The 17732-nt window shown below is 42.7% G+C and carries 22 protein-coding genes; 13 read left to right on the top strand and 9 right to left on the bottom strand.

Going from position 1 to position 17732, the window contains the following annotated elements; translation table 11 throughout:
- Positions 1–53 precede the first annotated feature (53 nt).
- Genes NH153_RS03530 through NH153_RS03545 form a run of 4 tightly spaced genes read right to left on the bottom strand, consistent with a single transcriptional unit; the run spans position 54 to position 2248 of the window.
- Positions 54–395, bottom strand: a complete 342-nt coding sequence (locus NH153_RS03530) for a gamma-glutamylcyclotransferase family protein (protein WP_063701007.1) — start codon at positions 393–395, stop codon at positions 54–56.
- Position 396: 1 nt separating this feature from the next.
- Positions 397–939, bottom strand: coding sequence for a 1,2-dihydroxy-3-keto-5-methylthiopentene dioxygenase (locus tag NH153_RS03535; protein ID WP_063701010.1), 543 nt, complete (start codon positions 937–939; stop codon positions 397–399).
- Positions 936–1622 (bottom strand): acireductone synthase, encoded by a 687-nt coding sequence (gene mtnC, locus NH153_RS03540; RefSeq protein WP_063701012.1) that lies wholly within the window; start codon positions 1620–1622, stop codon positions 936–938. Before mtnC ends, NH153_RS03535 begins: the two co-directional genes overlap by 4 nt.
- Entirely contained in the window at positions 1619–2248 is a 630-nt protein-coding gene (locus NH153_RS03545) for a methylthioribulose 1-phosphate dehydratase (protein WP_063701015.1), read from the bottom strand. Before NH153_RS03545 ends, mtnC begins: the two co-directional genes overlap by 4 nt.
- 99 nt (positions 2249–2347) lie before the next feature.
- Between NH153_RS03545 and NH153_RS03550 the strand changes: the two genes are divergently transcribed.
- Both NH153_RS03550 and NH153_RS03555 read left to right on the top strand, forming a co-directional pair.
- Positions 2348–3490 carry a methionine aminotransferase gene (locus NH153_RS03550; protein WP_063701017.1) on the top strand — a complete coding sequence of 381 codons (1143 nt, stop codon included), beginning with the start codon at positions 2348–2350 and terminating at the stop codon, positions 3488–3490.
- Positions 3478–4251 carry an amidohydrolase gene (locus NH153_RS03555; protein WP_063701019.1) on the top strand — a complete coding sequence of 258 codons (774 nt, stop codon included), beginning with the start codon at positions 3478–3480 and terminating at the stop codon, positions 4249–4251. The genes NH153_RS03550 and NH153_RS03555 overlap by 13 nt, the downstream gene beginning before the upstream one ends.
- Positions 4252–4336: 85 nt before the next feature.
- On the opposite strand, the gene NH153_RS03560 is transcribed toward NH153_RS03555, so the two are convergent.
- Together NH153_RS03560 and NH153_RS03565 are read right to left on the bottom strand one after the other, a co-directional pair.
- On the bottom strand, positions 4337–5650 hold the full coding sequence (locus NH153_RS03560) for a short-chain fatty acid transporter (RefSeq protein WP_063701021.1): 1314 nt from the start codon (positions 5648–5650) through the stop codon (positions 4337–4339).
- 114 nt (positions 5651–5764) lie between these two features.
- Positions 5765–6718 (bottom strand): chemotaxis protein CheV, encoded by a 954-nt coding sequence (locus tag NH153_RS03565; RefSeq protein WP_063701026.1) that lies wholly within the window; start codon positions 6716–6718, stop codon positions 5765–5767.
- Positions 6719–6863: 145 nt separating this feature from the next.
- On the opposite strand from NH153_RS03565, the gene NH153_RS03570 reads away from it, so the two are divergent.
- Positions 6864–7928 carry a potassium channel family protein gene (locus NH153_RS03570; RefSeq protein WP_063701029.1) on the top strand — a complete coding sequence of 355 codons (1065 nt, stop codon included), beginning with the start codon at positions 6864–6866 and terminating at the stop codon, positions 7926–7928.
- 6 nt (positions 7929–7934) lie between these two features.
- Positions 7935–8147, top strand: coding sequence for a hypothetical protein (locus tag NH153_RS03575; RefSeq protein WP_063701030.1), 213 nt, complete (start codon positions 7935–7937; stop codon positions 8145–8147).
- 40 nt (positions 8148–8187) lie between these two features.
- Here NH153_RS03575 and NH153_RS03580 read toward each other — a convergent pair whose 3' ends face one another.
- Positions 8188–9219 carry a hypothetical protein gene (locus NH153_RS03580; protein ID WP_063701032.1) on the bottom strand — a complete coding sequence of 344 codons (1032 nt, stop codon included), beginning with the start codon at positions 9217–9219 and terminating at the stop codon, positions 8188–8190.
- Between the two features lie 85 nt (positions 9220–9304).
- On the bottom strand, positions 9305–9766 hold the full coding sequence (locus tag NH153_RS03585) for an EVE domain-containing protein (protein WP_063701034.1): 462 nt from the start codon (positions 9764–9766) through the stop codon (positions 9305–9307).
- 79 nt (positions 9767–9845) lie between these two features.
- Between NH153_RS03585 and tesB the strand changes: the two genes are divergently transcribed.
- Complete coding sequence (tesB, locus tag NH153_RS03590; RefSeq protein WP_063701036.1) at positions 9846–10703, top strand: acyl-CoA thioesterase II; 858 nt, start codon at positions 9846–9848, stop codon at positions 10701–10703.
- Here tesB and plsB read toward each other — a convergent pair.
- On the bottom strand, positions 10700–13150 hold the full coding sequence (plsB, locus tag NH153_RS03595) for a glycerol-3-phosphate 1-O-acyltransferase PlsB (RefSeq protein ID WP_063701038.1): 2451 nt from the start codon (positions 13148–13150) through the stop codon (positions 10700–10702). The genes tesB and plsB overlap by 4 nt on opposite strands.
- Positions 13151–13633: 483 nt before the next feature.
- Between plsB and rpsJ the strand changes: the two genes are divergently transcribed.
- From rpsJ to rpsC, 8 genes are read left to right on the top strand one after another with little or no spacing between them, the layout of a single operon-like run.
- Entirely contained in the window at positions 13634–13945 is a 312-nt protein-coding gene (gene rpsJ, locus NH153_RS03600; protein ID WP_002957900.1) for a 30S ribosomal protein S10, read from the top strand.
- 27 nt (positions 13946–13972) lie between these two features.
- Positions 13973–14608 (top strand): 50S ribosomal protein L3, encoded by a 636-nt coding sequence (gene rplC / locus NH153_RS03605; RefSeq protein ID WP_036974218.1) that lies wholly within the window; start codon positions 13973–13975, stop codon positions 14606–14608.
- 17 nt (positions 14609–14625) lie between these two features.
- Positions 14626–15231, top strand: coding sequence for a 50S ribosomal protein L4 (gene rplD / locus NH153_RS03610; protein ID WP_063701040.1), 606 nt, complete (start codon positions 14626–14628; stop codon positions 15229–15231).
- A complete protein-coding gene (gene rplW, locus NH153_RS03615) occupies positions 15228–15530 on the top strand; it encodes a 50S ribosomal protein L23 (RefSeq protein WP_063701042.1) in 303 nt (100 codons plus the stop codon). Before rplD ends, rplW begins: the two co-directional genes overlap by 4 nt.
- Positions 15531–15547: 17 nt before the next feature.
- Entirely contained in the window at positions 15548–16372 is an 825-nt protein-coding gene (gene rplB / locus NH153_RS03620; protein WP_063701045.1) for a 50S ribosomal protein L2, read from the top strand.
- A gap of 16 nt (positions 16373–16388) precedes the next feature.
- On the top strand, positions 16389–16667 hold the full coding sequence (rpsS, locus tag NH153_RS03625; RefSeq protein WP_010376377.1) for a 30S ribosomal protein S19: 279 nt from the start codon (positions 16389–16391) through the stop codon (positions 16665–16667).
- Between the two features lie 14 nt (positions 16668–16681).
- A complete protein-coding gene (rplV, locus tag NH153_RS03630) occupies positions 16682–17014 on the top strand; it encodes a 50S ribosomal protein L22 (protein WP_004588690.1) in 333 nt (110 codons plus the stop codon).
- Between the two features lie 11 nt (positions 17015–17025).
- The gene (gene rpsC / locus NH153_RS03635) at positions 17026–17727 is read left to right on the top strand and encodes a 30S ribosomal protein S3 (protein ID WP_063701047.1); all 702 of its coding nucleotides are present in this window, start codon (positions 17026–17028) and stop codon (positions 17725–17727) included.
- The last annotated feature ends 5 nt before the right edge of the window (positions 17728–17732 follow it).

Below are 17732 nucleotides of genomic sequence, written 5' to 3' on the forward strand. Positions count from 1 at the left end.
GATAATAACAGCTTTTGTTCTTGATTTGGGTTTTTTTGTTTTATATTTGTAAATTAAAGGCTGTTTTTTGCAACATATAGCCAAGCTTGGCTGCTACACTGAAATGTTTCTGCAATTCTTTGATAATCATCCACTTCGTAAGCGTCTGCCTGAGCAAGCTCTTGTTCGGTGATTAAATAAATTGTGCCATTAACCGTATCACTTTGTTTGCCCGTTTTGATTAACGCTGGGTGAAAACGCTGGCCGCTACTTTTAAGGACAGCTTCGTCGGTGATCTCGACTTCACCAATAACATAACCGGTTAATGTAGCTGGTTGACCTTCGAGCAAGCGCCCGAAGGTATCTAGCTGAACCTGCGGATACTGTAAGGTACCGTAAGAAAATAGCTTTTCCATGTTAGTCCAGCAGTGGGAAGGTGTTTGCAATGGTTGACTCAGTACTTTTAGCCACCCAACCTTCGGTATTATTAAATAAGCGAATTGCTGTGAATTCAGGGTCGCTGCCCATATCAAACCAATGCGGTGTGAGCTCAGGAACAGAAATAAGGTCACCTTGCTGGCACAGCACTTGATACACTTTATCGCCTAAGTGTAAGCAAAATAAACCTTGGCCTTTCACAAAAAAACGTACTTCATCTTCGCTATGTGTATGCTCAAATAAGAACTTGCTGCGTAATTCGCTAGCATTTGGATTACCTTTAGCAAGCGAAATAACGTCCACTGTTTGATAACCCCCTTCAGCCTTAAGGCGCTCTATATCGTTAGTATAGGCAGTTAAAATAGCGTCATGGCTGGTATCTTGGTCAATCTGTGCCGTTGCTTGCCACTGCTCAAAGCGAACGCCAACCGCATTCAGCTCACTCGCAATCGCGCTTAAGTCTTCACTGTGAAACAGTATGTTGTCTGCGTTGTTATCATTAAAAATAGTTAATTGGCTCATGCTAAAAGCTCCGCACTAAATGCAGTGAAATCGTTAATGTATGGGTGAGCGTCGCTGACTGCTTGGCCATCGCGAACAAGGTGTAAAGTGCCAAGACCAGCAGCTTTGGCAGCATCAAGCTCTGCTTCCACATCACTTAAGAACAGCACTTCTGCAGCTTCAAAAGGCAAGGCTGCAATAATATTCTCATAAGAGCTCTGCTGTTGTTTTGCGCCAACTTTGGTGTCGAAGTAATCACTAAATAAAGGTCTAACATCACCATAATCAGAAAACTCAAAAATCAGGTGTTGCGCTTTCACAGAGCCCGAAGAGTAGACATATAAACTTTTACCAGCTTGTTTTTGGGCTTGTAAAAAGTCATAAGCATCAGGGTAAAGGTGGCCAGTAAAATCACCATTTTCGTAGCCTGTTTGCCAAATTAACCCTTGTAACTGCTTAAGTGGGGTAATTTTTTGATCCGTTTCAATCCAATGAATTAAATGGCTAATAACCGTGTCGATATCGGCTTCTGGTTGCTCTATATGTGCCTTAACAGCCTCTATTTGGGCTGCTACTTCTGGGTCACTTTGATGTGACTTCACAAACTCAGGTAATTGCCCTGCCGCGTAAGGAAATAATACGTCTTTAACAAAAGAAATGCGGGTAATTGTGCCTTCAATATCGGTTAAAATTGCTTTGATCATGCTTGAACTCCAGCTTGAATGCCTTCTAGTTTTAAGCGTTCAAGTTCACAGCTAAACAAAAACTCTAAGCCTTCTAAATGACGCTGTACTTCTTTGATATCGCGACCAACCACGTATAAACCATGACCACGAATTAATACGGCATGCTCAATAGGGGTGTGAAGATGATGATCACTGACCAATAAACTTAAACGGTCAATGTCTTGGTCATTATCAAAAATAGGAATACTTAGCGTATCTAAATGTGACTTAACGCCACTTAAAGATTTTTGCATTTCGTAGCCATGTAAATTGATAGCGTGGCCTTTGATCACACGCGATAACACGGTTGCTGCAACAGAATGGGTATGCAAAACAAATTTAGCTGATGGGATCAGCTTATACATATTTAAATGTAGCTCAGTTTCAGCTGATGGATTACCAGAGCCTTTAGTGCGATTACCTTCATGGTCAAATTCAATAAACGCATGAGTGCCGAGTTGGCCTTTATCGAAGCCACTTGCTGTGACGACATAACCGCTTGCAGTGCGGGCTGAAAAGTTACCACCAGTAGCAGGGACCCAGCCACGTTGGCTTACCCATTTACCAGCTTCAATTAGTTCTGAAATAGCGGTATTGTTATGCATATATTCCTCGACATTCTAAAAGTTATTTAGACGGCTATACATCTGTTTTAAGCAATGATAGCATCGCTTCGGGCGCAAAACCATCTTTAAGGAACCTCTGTGTTTGAAAGTAAATTGCCGAATTTAGGCACCAGCATTTTTAGTCAAATGACAGCTCTGGCAAATCAGTATCAAGCTATTAACTTATCTCAGGGTTTTCCTGAGTTTGATGCACCTGAATTGCTAAAAAAACAACTCAATCATTATGTACTTGAGGGGGTAAATCAATATGCGCCTTCAAGTGGTATTGCAAAGCTACAACAGCAAATAGCGACTCTGATAGCGAGAAAATACCATAACAACATAAATTACGAGCAACAAGTTACTGTTACATCAGGGGCAACAGAGGCATTATTTGTAGCGATTCAAGCATTTGTCAAAGAGGGTGACGAAGTGGTGGTGTTTGACCCTGCTTATGACTCTTACCAACCAGCAATTGAGCTTGCAGGCGGTCGTTCAGTTCATGTCGCTTTGCATGCGCCAGATTATAAAATCGATTGGCAAGCCGTAGCCGATGTCATCACAGACAAAACACGTGTCATCATCATCAACACGCCACATAACCCAAGCGGTAAAATCTTTAAAACAGAAGATATTAACGCCCTTAAAGCGCTTGTTGCTGAGCATGATTTATATGTGATCAGTGATGAAGTGTATGAGCACATTACCTTTGATGGCGCTTTGCATTTAAGTGCGCTGACCGACTCTGAGTTATTTGCACGTAGTTTTGTGATTTCAAGTTTTGGTAAAACCTTTCACAGCACTGGTTGGAAGATGGGTTACTGTGTAGCACCCGCTCAGCTCATGGTGGAGTTTCGTAAAATTCACCAATATGTGACTTTTTCAAGCTTTACGCCTGCTCAGCATGCATTAGCCGATATGCTTGAGTTAGAGCCTGATCATGTTGATGAGCTAAGTCATTTTTATCAACAAAAACGTGATTTACTCAGCGAAACGTTAGCGCAAAGCCGTTTTAAAATATTACCAAGTGAAGGCACTTACTTCTTACTACTCGATTATAGTGATGTGTCTGATCTTGATGATGTTGAGTTTTGTCATTGGTTGGTCGAGCAAGCGGGGGTTGCAGCTGTGCCACTCAGTGTGTTTTACAACAGTGCAAGCAGCGATAAAGTGATTCGTTTATGTTTTGCAAAAAATGATGACACATTAAAACGTGCTGCGGAGATTTTATGTCAACTTTAACCTTGGCTTTAGTGCAGTCATCACTGCATTGGCTTGATAAAAACGCTAATCTTACGCATTTTTCTGAGCAGCTTAATAACTTAAACGAGCAGGTCGATTTAATTGTCTTGCCAGAAACGTTTGCCACGGGTTTTGCGATTAATCTAGATTGCAGTGAGCCTGAACAAGGCGACGTACTTAGCTGGTTACAAGCCACTGCGAAGCAAAAGAATGCCGTGATTGCTGGTTCTGTTTTAGTTGCAAAAGGTGACAAAAAGGCCAATCGATTTTATTGGGTTTGGCCAAATGGTGAAGTAAAGTATTACGATAAACGCCATTTATTCTGCTTAGGTAACGAAGGTAATTTTGTTGCAGCAGGTACGCAACGCGAGATATTCACAATCAATGATTTTCGCATTTTACCGCAAGTGTGTTACGACCTGCGCTTTCCTGTATTCCAACGAAACTGCAATGACTACGATGTGATGATCAACGTAGCCAATTGGCCGGCGGCACGTCGCCATGTATGGGATACCCTGTTAAAAGCACGCGCAATGGAAAACGTGTGTTATGTCGTGGGCGTCAATCGTATTGGTGCAGATGGTAATGATATTGCTCACAGTGGTGGCACCGCGGTTTATGATTTTAAAGGTGATACTTTGGCTGCGCTTGAAGATAACCAATCGGGTATCATTATTAAGCGCTTAGAAAAATCACCGTTAGATGACTTTAGAAAGGCTTTTCCTGCTCACTTAGATGCTGACCAATTTCAATTACTGTAATTGCATTGCATAACTTTAAGCTCATGATTAGCCTATTTACAAAACTAATCATGAGCTCTACTCAATACTTACCTTAATATGGCTATTAAGGATAAAAGCTCAGCATCACAGATATAAACACGCCAGTGATCACTAGTTGCACTAAGCAAAAGCCCATGATGTCTTTTGCTTTTAAGCCTGCAATGGCGAGAACAGGGAGTGCCCAGAACGGCTGAATTAGGTTGGTCCAAGCATCACCCCATGCGACAGCCATAGCAACACGTGGCATATCAGCACCAAGTGATTGTGCTGCGGGAATGACAATTGGCGCTTGCACTGCCCACTGACCGCCGCCTGATGGCACAAAGATATTCACAAACCCTGCACTTAAAAAGCTCCAAAAAGGCAGCGTTTCGGCTGTTGCAATGGCAATAAATCCTTCAGAGATTTGTTGAGCAAGTCCCGTTTTTACCATGATAGCCATGATCCCTGCATAAAACGGAAATTGAATCACTATGCCAGCTCCACTGGGAATTGCTTGCTGTAAGCTACTGAGTAAATTATGCGGTGTTTGATGCAGTAAAATTGCGCTAAATAAGAAAATCGCGATCACGCTATTTAAATTTAGGCCACCTCCGGTGAGCACAAAATAATAGAATAAATAGCCAAGGCCAACGGCACCTATTCCCATACCTAGCAAACGACTATGCTCTATTATTTCGGCAGGGCGGGTAGGTGTTGCTGTTTGCTTAGTTTCATCATCAAGCTTTGCGGGGTCAACATAAACGCTGTCTGTCTCGCTTGGCAACATATAGCGATTTACAAGCGGCATGATAATAAATAACCCCACAACAATGGCGATATTAAATGCAGAAAAAATTGTCTCCTCGGTGCCTATAATACCAATGCTTTGCTGTGCAAAATGGCCATCGGTTGCGATGGTCAGTGGCACTGAACCGGCTAAGCCACCATGCCAAACAATAAAACCTGAATAAGCACTGGCTACTAACAAACGGTAATCAACGCGGGTTTGTTTCGCAATTGCTTTGGCGAACAAAGCGCCAATCACTAAACCGAAACCCCAATTTAGCCAGCTAGCTAGCAAAGATACGAGGGTCACGAGAATGATTGCTTTAGCTGGGCTGTTGGCGAGAGTTGCCAATTTGTTGAGTATACTGCGCATAACGGGAGTACTTGCTAGCATATAGCCCGTTAGCAGAACCAGCAGCATTTGCATGGCAAATTGTAATAGGTTCCAAAACCCTCCACCCCAAGCGGCAAGTACTTGTGTGGGTGTTGATGGGGTAAAGAGGCTTGCAACGATGAAGCTCAGTAAGGTGAGCAAAATAACAAATATAAACGGGTCGGGTAGGTAACGCTCAACTAGTTTAGTGAATGGTTTAGCAACGCGATTTAGCATAGTTTTTATTGTTGTCGTCGAATCGATAATGCCAATAAATCATGAATAACGATGATTGGCAAATTGCGACGCCGTTGCTTTAGCGTATGTTTTAAAACTGGATGCTAAAAACGCTTACTGTGAATCTTGCTCAAGCACGGCTTTTAAACGGGCTTGAACTTCTTCGACTAACAGTATTGGCTGGAATTTAGATAAAAACGCATTACAGCCAACCTTCTCGACCAAAGCTTGGTTAAAGCTACCACTCAAGGATGTGTTGAGCACGATATGTAGGTTCTTCATGCGGCTGTCGTTGCGAATTTCGTGTGTTAAACGATAACCATCCATTGCGGGCATTTCTGCATCGGTGATCACCATAAGTAATTCTTTTTCAACATCTCTGCCTTGATCAGCCCAGCTTTTTAGCATTTCGAGTGCTTCAAGTCCGTTACGAGCAGGAATAATCTCGATGCCAAGCTGCGATAAAGTATCGCTTACTTGTTTACGAGCCGTTGGTGAATCATCAGCATGAAGAATTTTGCGGCCTGCAAATTCGTTTACGATACTCTTATCAAGAATATCTTCAGAAATGTGAACCTCGTACTCGACGATTTCGGCAAGTACTTTTTCTACATCGATTATTTCAACCAAATGCTCTTGGCCATCGCGTTTTACTTTTGTTAAGGCTGTGAGGTAGTGATTTTTACCAATTGCGGTTGGCGGCGGCATAATGTCTGACCAAGTCATATTAATGATCTGATCAACCTTGCCAATTAAAAAGCCTTGTACGGTGCGATTGTATTCAGTGATGACGAGGTTTGTATCTTCGATGTGCTTCGCTTCAGGCATGTTAATCGCTTTGCGCAAATCAATCACCGGAATTGATTCACCGCGAATATCAACCACACCCGACACTTTAGGATGCGCGTGAGGAATTTTGCTAATATGTGGCAGCTTTACCACTTCTTTAACTTTAAACACATTGAGTGCAAATAAGTGACGACTGTGTAGGTAAAATAGCAAAAGCTCTAAGCGGTTTTCACCGACCAGTTGCGTACGCTTATCAACAGAAGCAAGAACACCTGACATATTTCACCCTAAACACCTAATACAGAGATAGTATAGTCTACTATTATTTTTCATCGACATGCATTAGGAATTTTCCATCAGTTGCCAAAGAGCTGGCATTCCAGTACCGTATCGTTAATTTCTTCCACGATAATTCGCAAGGATCATGCACTATTTATTAAATCGTATAGTGGTACTTATCCGCAGTCATATTGATCAAGTAAGTTGGCAGGCTGTGGTCGTTACCACGCTTTTGCATATGCTACTTATATGGTGGCTGCTTATGCTTGCAGGAGAGCAAGCTTTAACACCACTAAGTACCTACGTATATTATTATGTTGTGACAACATCAACGGTTGGCTATGGCGACTTTAGTGCCAGCACCGAGCTTGGCCGCTGGATTGTTGCATTACTGCAAATACCTTTTGGTTTAGCACTATTTGGCGTTCTGTTGGGAAAAACAGGGCAAACAGTAACTTACTTAATCAGGCGCGCTATGACGGGTGATAAAAGCTTCGCACATATAAACAATCACATTATTATTTTTGGTTGGCACGATACTCGAACTAAGAAGATGGTTGACTATATTCTTGCTGATCAAAAACGCTTAGATCGTCGAATTCTATTGGCGGTTACTGAACAAATGGAGCACCCATTTTTAACAAATCCAATGGTTGATTTTGCTCGTCTTAGTAGCTTTACCGACCTAGATGAGTTGAAAAGAATCGCGATTGAACGCGCTGATAAAATTATCATTGATGGCCAAGATGATGATCAAACGTTCACAACAGCATTGCGTATCAGCAAGTTAGTAAATAAGCATTGTCACATTAGTGCGCACTTTACTGACGAAACTAAAATCGAAATGCTGCATGAGCACTGTCACAATGTTGAATGTAGCAGTGCTAAATCAGCCGAAATCTTAGTACGTTCAATGCAAGATCCAGGTTCAAGCCGGGTGCAAGAAGAGTTGTTATCAACACTTCATGGTGATACTCAGTTTAGTTTACCTATTCCAAAAGGCGTGCAAGCAATGGAATTTGGCAAGCTGTTTCATCACTTTAAATACAGCCACGATGCGATATTACTCGGTGTCGCACATAATTTGAGTGCAAAAAATATGGACCTAAACCCGCCGCTGGATTATGTAGTAAGTGAAGGCGATATTTTGCATTATATTGCTGCAGAACGAGTATTGAGCGATGAAGTTGATTGGTCAGCGTTGGTATGATGATCTATGAATGAAGTTGCGTTTTTAATTATTGTATTGAGTGCCTACATTTTACCTGTGGTCATTGTGCTCAATAGTAAACGCACTCAGGGCCACGAAAAGAATGCTTGGTTAATCGGTATCATCTTCTTTTCGTGGTTAGCTTTAGTGATGTACTTAACTATTATCCCCAAACACGGGCGGGTCAAAAAACACCGTAAAGTGAAACCTAAGAGTTAGCATCTTTTACTCATTGCAGCTTACAGCGTTAAGCTGCTAATTACTTCAATTGCTTTAGTTTATGCTCAATCAAAGGATCATCTGGCGATAGCTGCTGCGCGACTTCTAAAATTTTAATGGCATCTTTGGGGTGCGCATCCTGATGTTTGATGGCCACATCAATCAGTGGCTGCACATCGATCGCATCTTTTTGCTCTTGCAGATGCTCCGCTTTTTCTTCAGTTAAAATAGTGTGGGCGGTGCTCAGTAGCGCTAAGCGATGTGGCGATGTTTTGTTGGCCTTATTGAGTCGACGGTAATAGTCTTCTTTAAATCGTAGCGTTTTTGTTTGTTGGCGGAATTGTGCAATATCGACTTGCTGGTGGCGAATAAAATCAACGGCCACATCTTTATAAAAACCAAACTTATTGAGGTATGTTGCATGAACACTATGGCCCATACCAAACACCCGTAAATGGGTGAGTTTTGGGTAGCGTTTTGCATGAGCTCGGTCAATGCGATTGGTCGGGTCGTAAATAATATAACCCTTTGCTTGGCCTAAATCTAAATCGTGATAGTCGCCATTCCAATCGAACTTTTGCGCGATATCTGTGCTAGAACGGTCATCCCACGGCGCTTTGTCTTTATTTTTTGTGCTGACAGGGTGAAATAATAAGACCTTATCAAGCTTCAACAAATTGGCAAAGGCTCCTACAGCAAAGCCACCGCGGCTCAAACCATATCCTAAGCGCTCTTTAAATCCACCAATCAGCGGCGCTAATTGCTCAATAAAAAATAATAAGTTGCGGTGTCTAAACCAGTTACTAATACCTAAATGCTGAAAGGCAATCACATTCACATCTTGTTTTTTCGCGAGCTTATAAGCCCAAGGCGAAAAATCATCTGTGAGATCATGTTCTTGGTAGTTGGTTCCGGCAGGTGAGAAGGTAAATAGCAGAGGCTTATTGGCATCGATGATATGGTATTTCACATACACATCACCAAGTAAATCACCGCCTGTAAAGGGGACTTGGCTTTGTTGTGCATCGCGGGGCAGGTTGATCCATTCATCTAACCAATATAATAATTTCATACATCCCCCACGCACCCTCTTAAATAAAGGTGGCGAATTATAGCAAAAATAGCAGCTCATTAAAAATGGCCGCTATTTTATATGCTTAGCGCTCGCTCATTGCGATTATCTGTTGCCAATCATGTTCCGTTACAGGCATTACAGATAGCCGACCGCCTTTTTTAAGGGCAATTTCGGTGATTGCATCATTGGCTTTAATTGCTTGCAGGCTAACTAGTTTTTTCAGGTGTGATTGATAGGTTACATCAACGACAAACCAGCGCGGGTTATCAGCGGTTGCTTTGGCATCGTAGTAATCGCTGTTTAAATCAAATTGTGTTGGGTCGGCATAAGCTTCTCGGCTGACCGTGGCTATTCCTGCTACCCCTACTTGCTTACAACTTGAATGATAAATCATCACCAAGTCGCCTTGTTTAAAGCCATCGCGTAGAAAGTTTCGGGCTTGATAATTACGCACGCCATCCCACATAGAGGTTTGCTCGGGAGCGTTTTTTAGATCATCAATTGAAAATGCATCGGGTTCTGTTTTTAAAAGCCAATAAGCCATAATGAGGTGCTCTTACAAAGATTTACTTCCAATTAGTCTATAGTATCATTAAACGCTTGTCGGGATTGAGGATAAATAAATGAGCCAAGTATTAGATGACTTACTGTCGTTGTTGTCGTTAGAAGAAATTGAGCAAGGCTTGTATCGCGGCCAAAGCCAAGATTTAGGATTTAGAGCGGTTTTCGGGGGCCAAGTAATGGGCCAAGCATTATCGGCCGCTAAAGAAACGTTACCAGAAGGGCGTATTGTTCATTCGTTGCATTCATACTTTCTACGTCCGGGTGATGCTGCTAAACCAATCGTATATGATGTAGAAAATATTCGCGATGGTAAAAGTTTTAGTACTCGCCGTGTCAAAGCAATCCAATACGGTAAGCCCATTTTTTACATGACCGCTTCTTTCCAAGGTGAAGAAGAGGGCTTATCGCACCAAGCACAAATGCCAGACGTACCACAGCCTGAAGAGTTAAAGTCTTCACTTGAGTTCTACCAAGCGAATGCAGAGCTTATTCCTGAACCAATTCGCAATAAGTTTATTCGTGAAGTACCCATTGAAATGCGTCCAGTGACCTTTCATAACCCATTTAAGCCACAAGTGATGGAGCCGGTTAAACATATTTGGTTTAAAGCCAATGGTGAGATGCCAGACGATCAGCGTATCCATAACTACTTACTTGCGTACGCATCTGACTTTGAGTTTTTACCAACGGCGTTACAACCGCACGGTGTATCGTTTATGCAGCCTAACATGCAGGTTGCGACGATTGACCATGCAATGTGGTTCCACCGTCCGTTTAGACTTGATGATTGGATTTTATATTCGATTGATAGCCCAAGTGCGAGCTCAGGTCGAGGATTGGTACGAGGTCAATTCTTTGACCGTCAAGGCAACCTTGTTGCCTCAACGATCCAAGAAGGGGTAATGCGTCAGCGTTAATCCTTTGCGTGCTGAGCTTGGCTTTGCACTATATCGTCAATTGACTGCCAGACCCGTGCTGGCAGCAATGCTTTAAGATATAAATACACTTCACACAGCTCATTACTACCCGTTAAGCCTTGCTCTGTCTCTGTAATTAGTTTTTGCTCACGTAAGCTAGAAATAAAACCAACCAGCACTTTTTTGTCAAAGAATTCCGGTGTTTTAATGCCGTGTAAGGTACCCAAACGTTCTGCTAATACTTGGCTTTCGTGCTCAAGTTCTTCACGTTCAATGCCACTACTTGTTTGAATAAATCCAACCACGATAGCGTAGCGTTGTAATGTTAAGCTTAAAGCGCGGCCGAGCATTTCAAGTTTTGCCAAGCAGTCGTTGCTATTGGTGATTTTGATGTTATCACCCTCAATTTCAATCAGATCTTGGTCAACGAAACTAGCAAGAACACGCGTAATGTAGTTTTCATCTAACTCATGTAAGAACCACTCTTTGGCAAATAATGGGTAAAAACGTGCGATCAGGGCTTGGCAATCTGCCATAGTCGTTTTATGTGCCTTAAATAAATGCAGTGCCAGCAAGCTTGGTACAGCAAATAAGTGTAATACGTTATTACGGTAGTAATTGAATAACGTTTTCTCTTTATCATTGATAGCGATAATTTCGCCAAATTCATCACTGATAACATCAAACTTATTAAGTTTAAGGGCATGCTCTAATAGCTGTTCAGCACTTTCATTAGGGGTGGTTACCTTGTCGCTGTAGCTGGCGCTACGCTGTAAATGTAAATAAAACTCAAGCTGAGCAATCAACTTAGGCTTACTCAACGCGTGCTTATCATTCACCAGTAAAATCATCGCGAGAAGGTTCACAGCATTGAGTGCAGCGGCGCTATTAATATTAACCATTACTTTATCAGCAAGGTTGGCAACCTGCGGTCCAAGCCATTGCGGCTTTTGTACGTCGGTTGGGTGAATAGACTCGCGCCAATCAGGCTGTTGTTCATTCAAGTATTGGTTAATCGATATAGGGTCGCCAAAGTTTAAGTAACCACGGCCATAGTTCTTCAGGTTTTTAATGGCTTTGAAAATACCTAATACCGACTCACCTTTTTTGTCGTTGCCGGCAAGCTCTTTTAAGTAGGTATTAATTTCCATCACATGTTCATAACCAATATACACAGGCACAATTGAAATTGGACGGTCAATGCCACGGAGCATCGCTTGTAACGTCATAGCGAGCATGCCTGTTTTTGGCGGTAATAAGCGGCCTGTACGACTACGGCCGCCTTCCGTGTAAAACTTCACCGAGTAACCTTTAATGAATAACTGACTCAGGTACTCTTTAAATACCGATGAATATAACTTATTGCCCGCGAATGAACGGCGAATAAAAAAAGCACCACTGCGACGGAATACACCACCGGCTGGGAAGAAATTTAAGTTGATACCGGCAGCGATATGCGGCGGTACTAACCCTAAATGGTAAATAGAGTAGGTCAGCAATAAGTAATCCATGTGCGAGCGGTGACATGGCATATAGATAATTTCGTGACCTTTATCTGTGAGCTCATGGACTTGCTCAGAAAACTTAATATCAATACCGTTATAGAGCTTATTCCATAGCCAGGTTAAAATTCTATCTGCTACACGAATGGTGGCATCACTATAATTTGCCGCAATCTCATCAAGTAACTTCAGCGCATTTTGACGCGCTTGCTCTTGGCTGATGTTCTTTTCTTTTGCTTCTATTTGAATCGCTTTTTTTATTGTGGGTGAGGCTAGTAGCGAATTAAATAGCTGTTCACGTGATGGCATTTTCGGGCCTGTCGCTGCCAATTTTTGACGACGAAAGTGCACGCGAGCAACACGTAGAAGCTTATGTGGTAGTTCATCAACATCGGCTTTTTCATTGACCAGTAATGATAAGTCGAGCGGTTGGCTAAAACGGATAAAGTTATCGCGGCCTGAGAATAGCAATACAAAGAACTTGCGAAACCAGCTTGGGGTTAACGAATGCGACACTAAGGTGCCTAAGCCTGGCTTCTCTTTACCCGGATTTCGGCCCCATAAAATAGTCACTGGGATCACTTGGACGTTTTTCTCACCTGATTGCATCAGATGATCGATAATTTGTTTACCTTGCTGCAGCGCATTACTTGGTTTGCTTTTATTACCAAACAGCGGAGGTGGGTTTTGAATACCAATAAAACGCTCTAGTTCAGCATTACCTAACAGTTGCTCTTGCGTCGGGTTGGGTAAACCATACTTTTTACATACCCGTGCCAGTGCGGCTAAATCTGAGCGCGCATTGAGCCTAACGATATAGAAGGTCGGGTTGGCTGGATTAAGATTGTATTGTTCAATCGGGTTTTCTGGCAGCACCTTACTTTTTACAAACAAGCGGTTCATACCGGCAGAAATGAAATTTAAACAACGATTAATGATACGCATCAACTCACCAAAGCTATTACACCAATTTACAAAGGCATCTCATTATGTAAATTGGTATCAGTAAATATTAAATAGACCGAGAGTGGCCAAAAATAAGCGGCATAGAATAACAATTATTAACTGGACTGACCATTGCGATTCTTCAGCTTTTGCATTTATTCAAATTAACTATAGTAAAGCAAAGACATAGCGAAGCTGAATATAGTTCGTATTTAATCGAAATTTAATCTAAAGGCGGCCTTGTCGCTTTTAATTCTAAAAAGTTGTTGCATTTATCACCAATCTCACTATAATACGCAGGCTTTCAAAATTCCCTCGGGAACTTGGAAGGATAGATTAAGCTTGGATTTCAAGCTAATAAACAGGAATTCCGATTTGGAATTCAACGTAGATATAAGAGAACAGCCGACATCTTAGTTAGTAAGATTGTTTCGGTCGTTTTTTTATGCTCTTTTTAAATGCTCTTTATATTGAGGTTTAAGAATGTCAAATCAACGCATTCGTATTCGCCTAAAAGCTTTTGACCACCGTTTGATTGACCAATCAACGGCGGAAATCGTGGAAACTGCGAAACGCACTGGCGCTCAAGTACGTGGTCCAATTCCACTACCTACACGCTTTGAACGTTTTACTGTACTAACTTCACCGCACGTAAACAAAGACGCGCGTGATCAGTACGAAATCCGCACCCATAAACGTCTGATCGACATCGTAGAACCAACTGACAAGACTGTTGACGCTCTTATGCGTTTAGATCTTGCTGCTGGTGTTGATGTTCAAATCAGCCTGGGTTAATCGGAAGATTAGAGAGGTTTTAGGAAAATGGCATTAGGTCTAGTCGGTCGTAAAGTGGGTATGACACGTATCTTCACTGAAGATGGTGTATCTATCCCTGTGACAGTTATCGAAGCGACACCTAACCGTATTGCTCAGATCAAATCTGAAGCAACAGACGGTTATAACGCGCTTCAAGTAACCGCAGGCACTAAAAAAGCAAGCCGTGTAAACAAAGCAGCAGCGGGTCACTTCGCTAAAGCTGGTGTTGAAGCGGGTCGCGGTCTGTGGGAATTCCGCCTAAATGGTGGTGAAGGCGATTTTGAAGTAGGCGCTGAGCTTACTGTTGAATTATTCAACGAAATCAACAAAGTTGACGTAACCGGTACTTCTAAAGGTAAAGGTTTCCAAGGTGGTGTTAAGCGCTGGAACTTCAGCATGCAAGACGCTACTCACGGTAACTCTCTATCTCACCGTGCTCCTGGTTCAATCGGTCAAAACCAATCACCTGGTAAGGTGTTCAAAGGTAAGAAAATGGCCGGTCACATGGGTGCTGAGCGTGTAACGACTCAAAACTTAGAACTAGTTCGCGTTGACGCTGAGCGTAACTTGCTTTTAGTTAAAGGTGCAGTACCTGGCGCTATCGGCGGTGACGTTATCGTTAAACCAGCTGTTAAAGCATAAGTCCTGGAGATTTAGTGATGGAATTAGCAATTAAAGACGCTTCTGGCGCTCTTGAAGTTTCTGAAGCTACTTTTGGACGTGAGTTTAACGAAGCATTAGTACACCAAGTAGTTGTTGCTTACGCAGCAGGTGCTCGTCAAGGTACTCGTGCTCAGAAGACACGTTCTGAAGTTAGCGGTGGTGGTAAAAAACCATGGTCTCAAAAAGGTACTGGCCGTGCACGTGCTGGTACAATTCGTAGCCCAATTTGGCGTTCAGGTGGCGTTAGCTTCGCAGCTAAACCACAAGACCACAGCCAAAAAGTAAACCGTAAAATGTACCGCGGTGCGATCAAAAGCATCTTATCTGAATTAGTTCGTCAAGAGCGTTTAATCGTTGTTGAACAGTTTGGTCTTGAAGCACCAAAAACTAAAGAACTAGTTGCTAAGCTTAAAGAACTTGAGCTTAAAGATGTTCTAATCGTGACTGAAGAATTAGATGAGAATCTATTCTTATCGGCACGTAACCTGTACAAGGTTGACACGCGTGATGTAGCTGGTATCGATCCTGTAAGCCTAATCGCTTTCGATAAGGTACTTATTACAGCTGCTGCTGTTAAGCAACTTGAGGAGGCGCTAGCATGATCCGTGAAGAACGTCTTTTAAAAGTGATCCTTGCTCCACACATCTCTGAAAAAAGCACTATCTCTGCTGAAGAGAACAACACGATTGTTTTCAAAGTAGCTAAAGATGCAACTAAAGCTGAAGTTAAAGCTGCAGTTGAGAAGCTTTTTGAAGTAGAAGTAACTGGTGTTCGCACACTAAACGTTAAGGGTAAAACAAAACGTACTGGCATGCGTTTCGGTCGTCGTTCAGACTGGAAGAAAGCTTACGTTACTCTTAAAGAAGGTAGCGAGCTAGACTTTGTCGGCGGCGCCGAGTAATAAGGGGAGTTAGAATTATGGCACTTCAAAAGTGTAAACCAACTTCTGCGGGTCGTCGTCACCTGGTTAAAGTGGTTAACCCAGATCTTCATAAGGGTAAACCTTACGCACCACTACTAGAGAAAAACTCTAAGTCTGGTGGTCGTAATAACAAAGGTCGTATCACGGTTCGTCACATCGGTGGTGGTCACAAGCATCATTACCGTGTAATCGACTTTAAACGCACTAAAGATGGCATTCCAGCTGTTGTTGAGCGTCTAGAGTATGATCCAAACCGTAGCGCAAACATCGCTCTTGTATTATATGCAGACGGTGAGCGTCGTTACATTATTGCACCTAAAGGCTTACAAGCTGGTGATTCAATCCAGTCTGGTGTTGATGCACCAATCAAAGCTGGTAACACATTACCAATGCGTAACATGCCTGTAGGTTCGACTGTTCACAACGTAGAATTAAAACCAGGTAAAGGTGCTCAAATCGCACGTTCTGCTGGTGCATACGTTCAAATCCTTGCACGTGAAGGTCAATACGTGACTCTACGTCTTCGTTCTGGCGAAGTTCGTAAAGTTCCAGCTGACTGTCGCGCAACACTTGGTGAAGTAGGTAATGCTGAGCATATGCTTCGTTCACTAGGTAAAGCTGGTGCAAATCGCTGGCGTGGTATCCGTCCGACAGTTCGTGGTGTTGCCATGAACCCGGTAGATCACCCGCACGGTGGTGGTGAAGGTCGTACATCTGGTGGTCGTCATCCTGTGTCTCCATGGGGTAAACCGACTAAAGGTGCTAAGACACGTAAGAACAAGCGTACTGATAAGTTTATCGTACGTCGTCGTACTAAATAATAGTTGAGGAATAGCCATGCCACGTTCTCTCAAGAAAGGTCCTTTTATTGACCTACACTTGCTGAAGAAGGTAGAGAAAGCGTTGGAAAGCGGTGACAAGAAGCCAATTAAAACTTGGAGCCGTCGTTCAATGATCATACCTAACATGATCGGATTGACCATCGCTGTCCATAATGGTCGTCAGCACGTTCCTGTGTTCATCACAGACGAAATGATCGGTCACAAACTAGGTGAATTTGCACCAACTCGCACTTACCGCGGTCACGCTGCGGATAAGAAAGCGAAGAAACGTTAAGAGGGGAATGATAAATGCAAGCATTAGCTAAACATAAATTCGCCTCTGGTTCGGCGCAAAAAGCACGTCTAGTTGCAGATCAGATCCGCGGACTTCCGGTTGATCGCGCTCTAGAAATCCTGGCGTACAGCCCTAAAAAAGCGGCTGTATTAGTTAAGAAAGTACTTGAGTCTGCTATTGCTAACGCAGAGCATAACGAAGGTGCTGACATTGATGAGCTTCGTGTAACTACGATCTTTGTGGACGATGGTCCTACAATGAAGCGTATTATGCCACGTGCTAAAGGACGCGCTGACCGCATCCTTAAGCGTACAAGCCACATCACTGTTGTGGTTTCAGATAGCTAGGAGTATAAGTAATGGGACAAAAAGTTCATCCTACTGGTATTCGCCTAGGTATCTCTAAACCTTGGGTTTCTACCTGGTACGCGAATTCAAAAGATTTCTCTGATCAGCTTTTTGGCGATCACAAAGTACGTGCATTCCTTACTAAGGAATTAAAAGCGGCTTCTGTGTCTAAAATCGTTATCGAGCGTCCAGCTAAATCTATCCGTGTAACAATTCACACAGCTCGTCCTGGTGTTGTTATCGGTAAAAAAGGCGAAGACGTTGAAAAACTACGTCAAGCAGTAACTAAGATTGCAGGTGTTCCGGCTCAGATCAATATTTCTGAAGTTCGTAAGCCTGAACTTGATGCACAACTAGTAGCTGACGGTATTGCGTCACAACTAGAGCGTCGTGTTATGTTCCGTCGCGCTATGAAGCGTTCGGTACAAAATGCAATGCGCATTGGTGCAAAAGGTATCAAAGTTGAAGTTAGCGGTCGTCTTGGCGGTGCTGAGATCGCACGTTCAGAATGGTATCGTGAAGGTCGTGTACCTCTACATACTCTTCGTGCTGATATCGACTACGCAACTTCTGAAGCCTTAACCACTTATGGTATCATTGGTGTTAAAGTTTGGATCTTCAAAGGCGAAGTTATTGGTGGTTTACCACTAGTACAAGAGCAAGAGAAGCCAGCTAAACGCGCGCCAAAGAAAGCCAAAAAAAGTGCTAAGTAGAGGTA

This window comes from Pseudoalteromonas gelatinilytica (genome assembly GCF_001641615.1).
Classification (GTDB): Bacteria; Pseudomonadota; Gammaproteobacteria; order Enterobacterales; family Alteromonadaceae; genus Pseudoalteromonas; species Pseudoalteromonas gelatinilytica.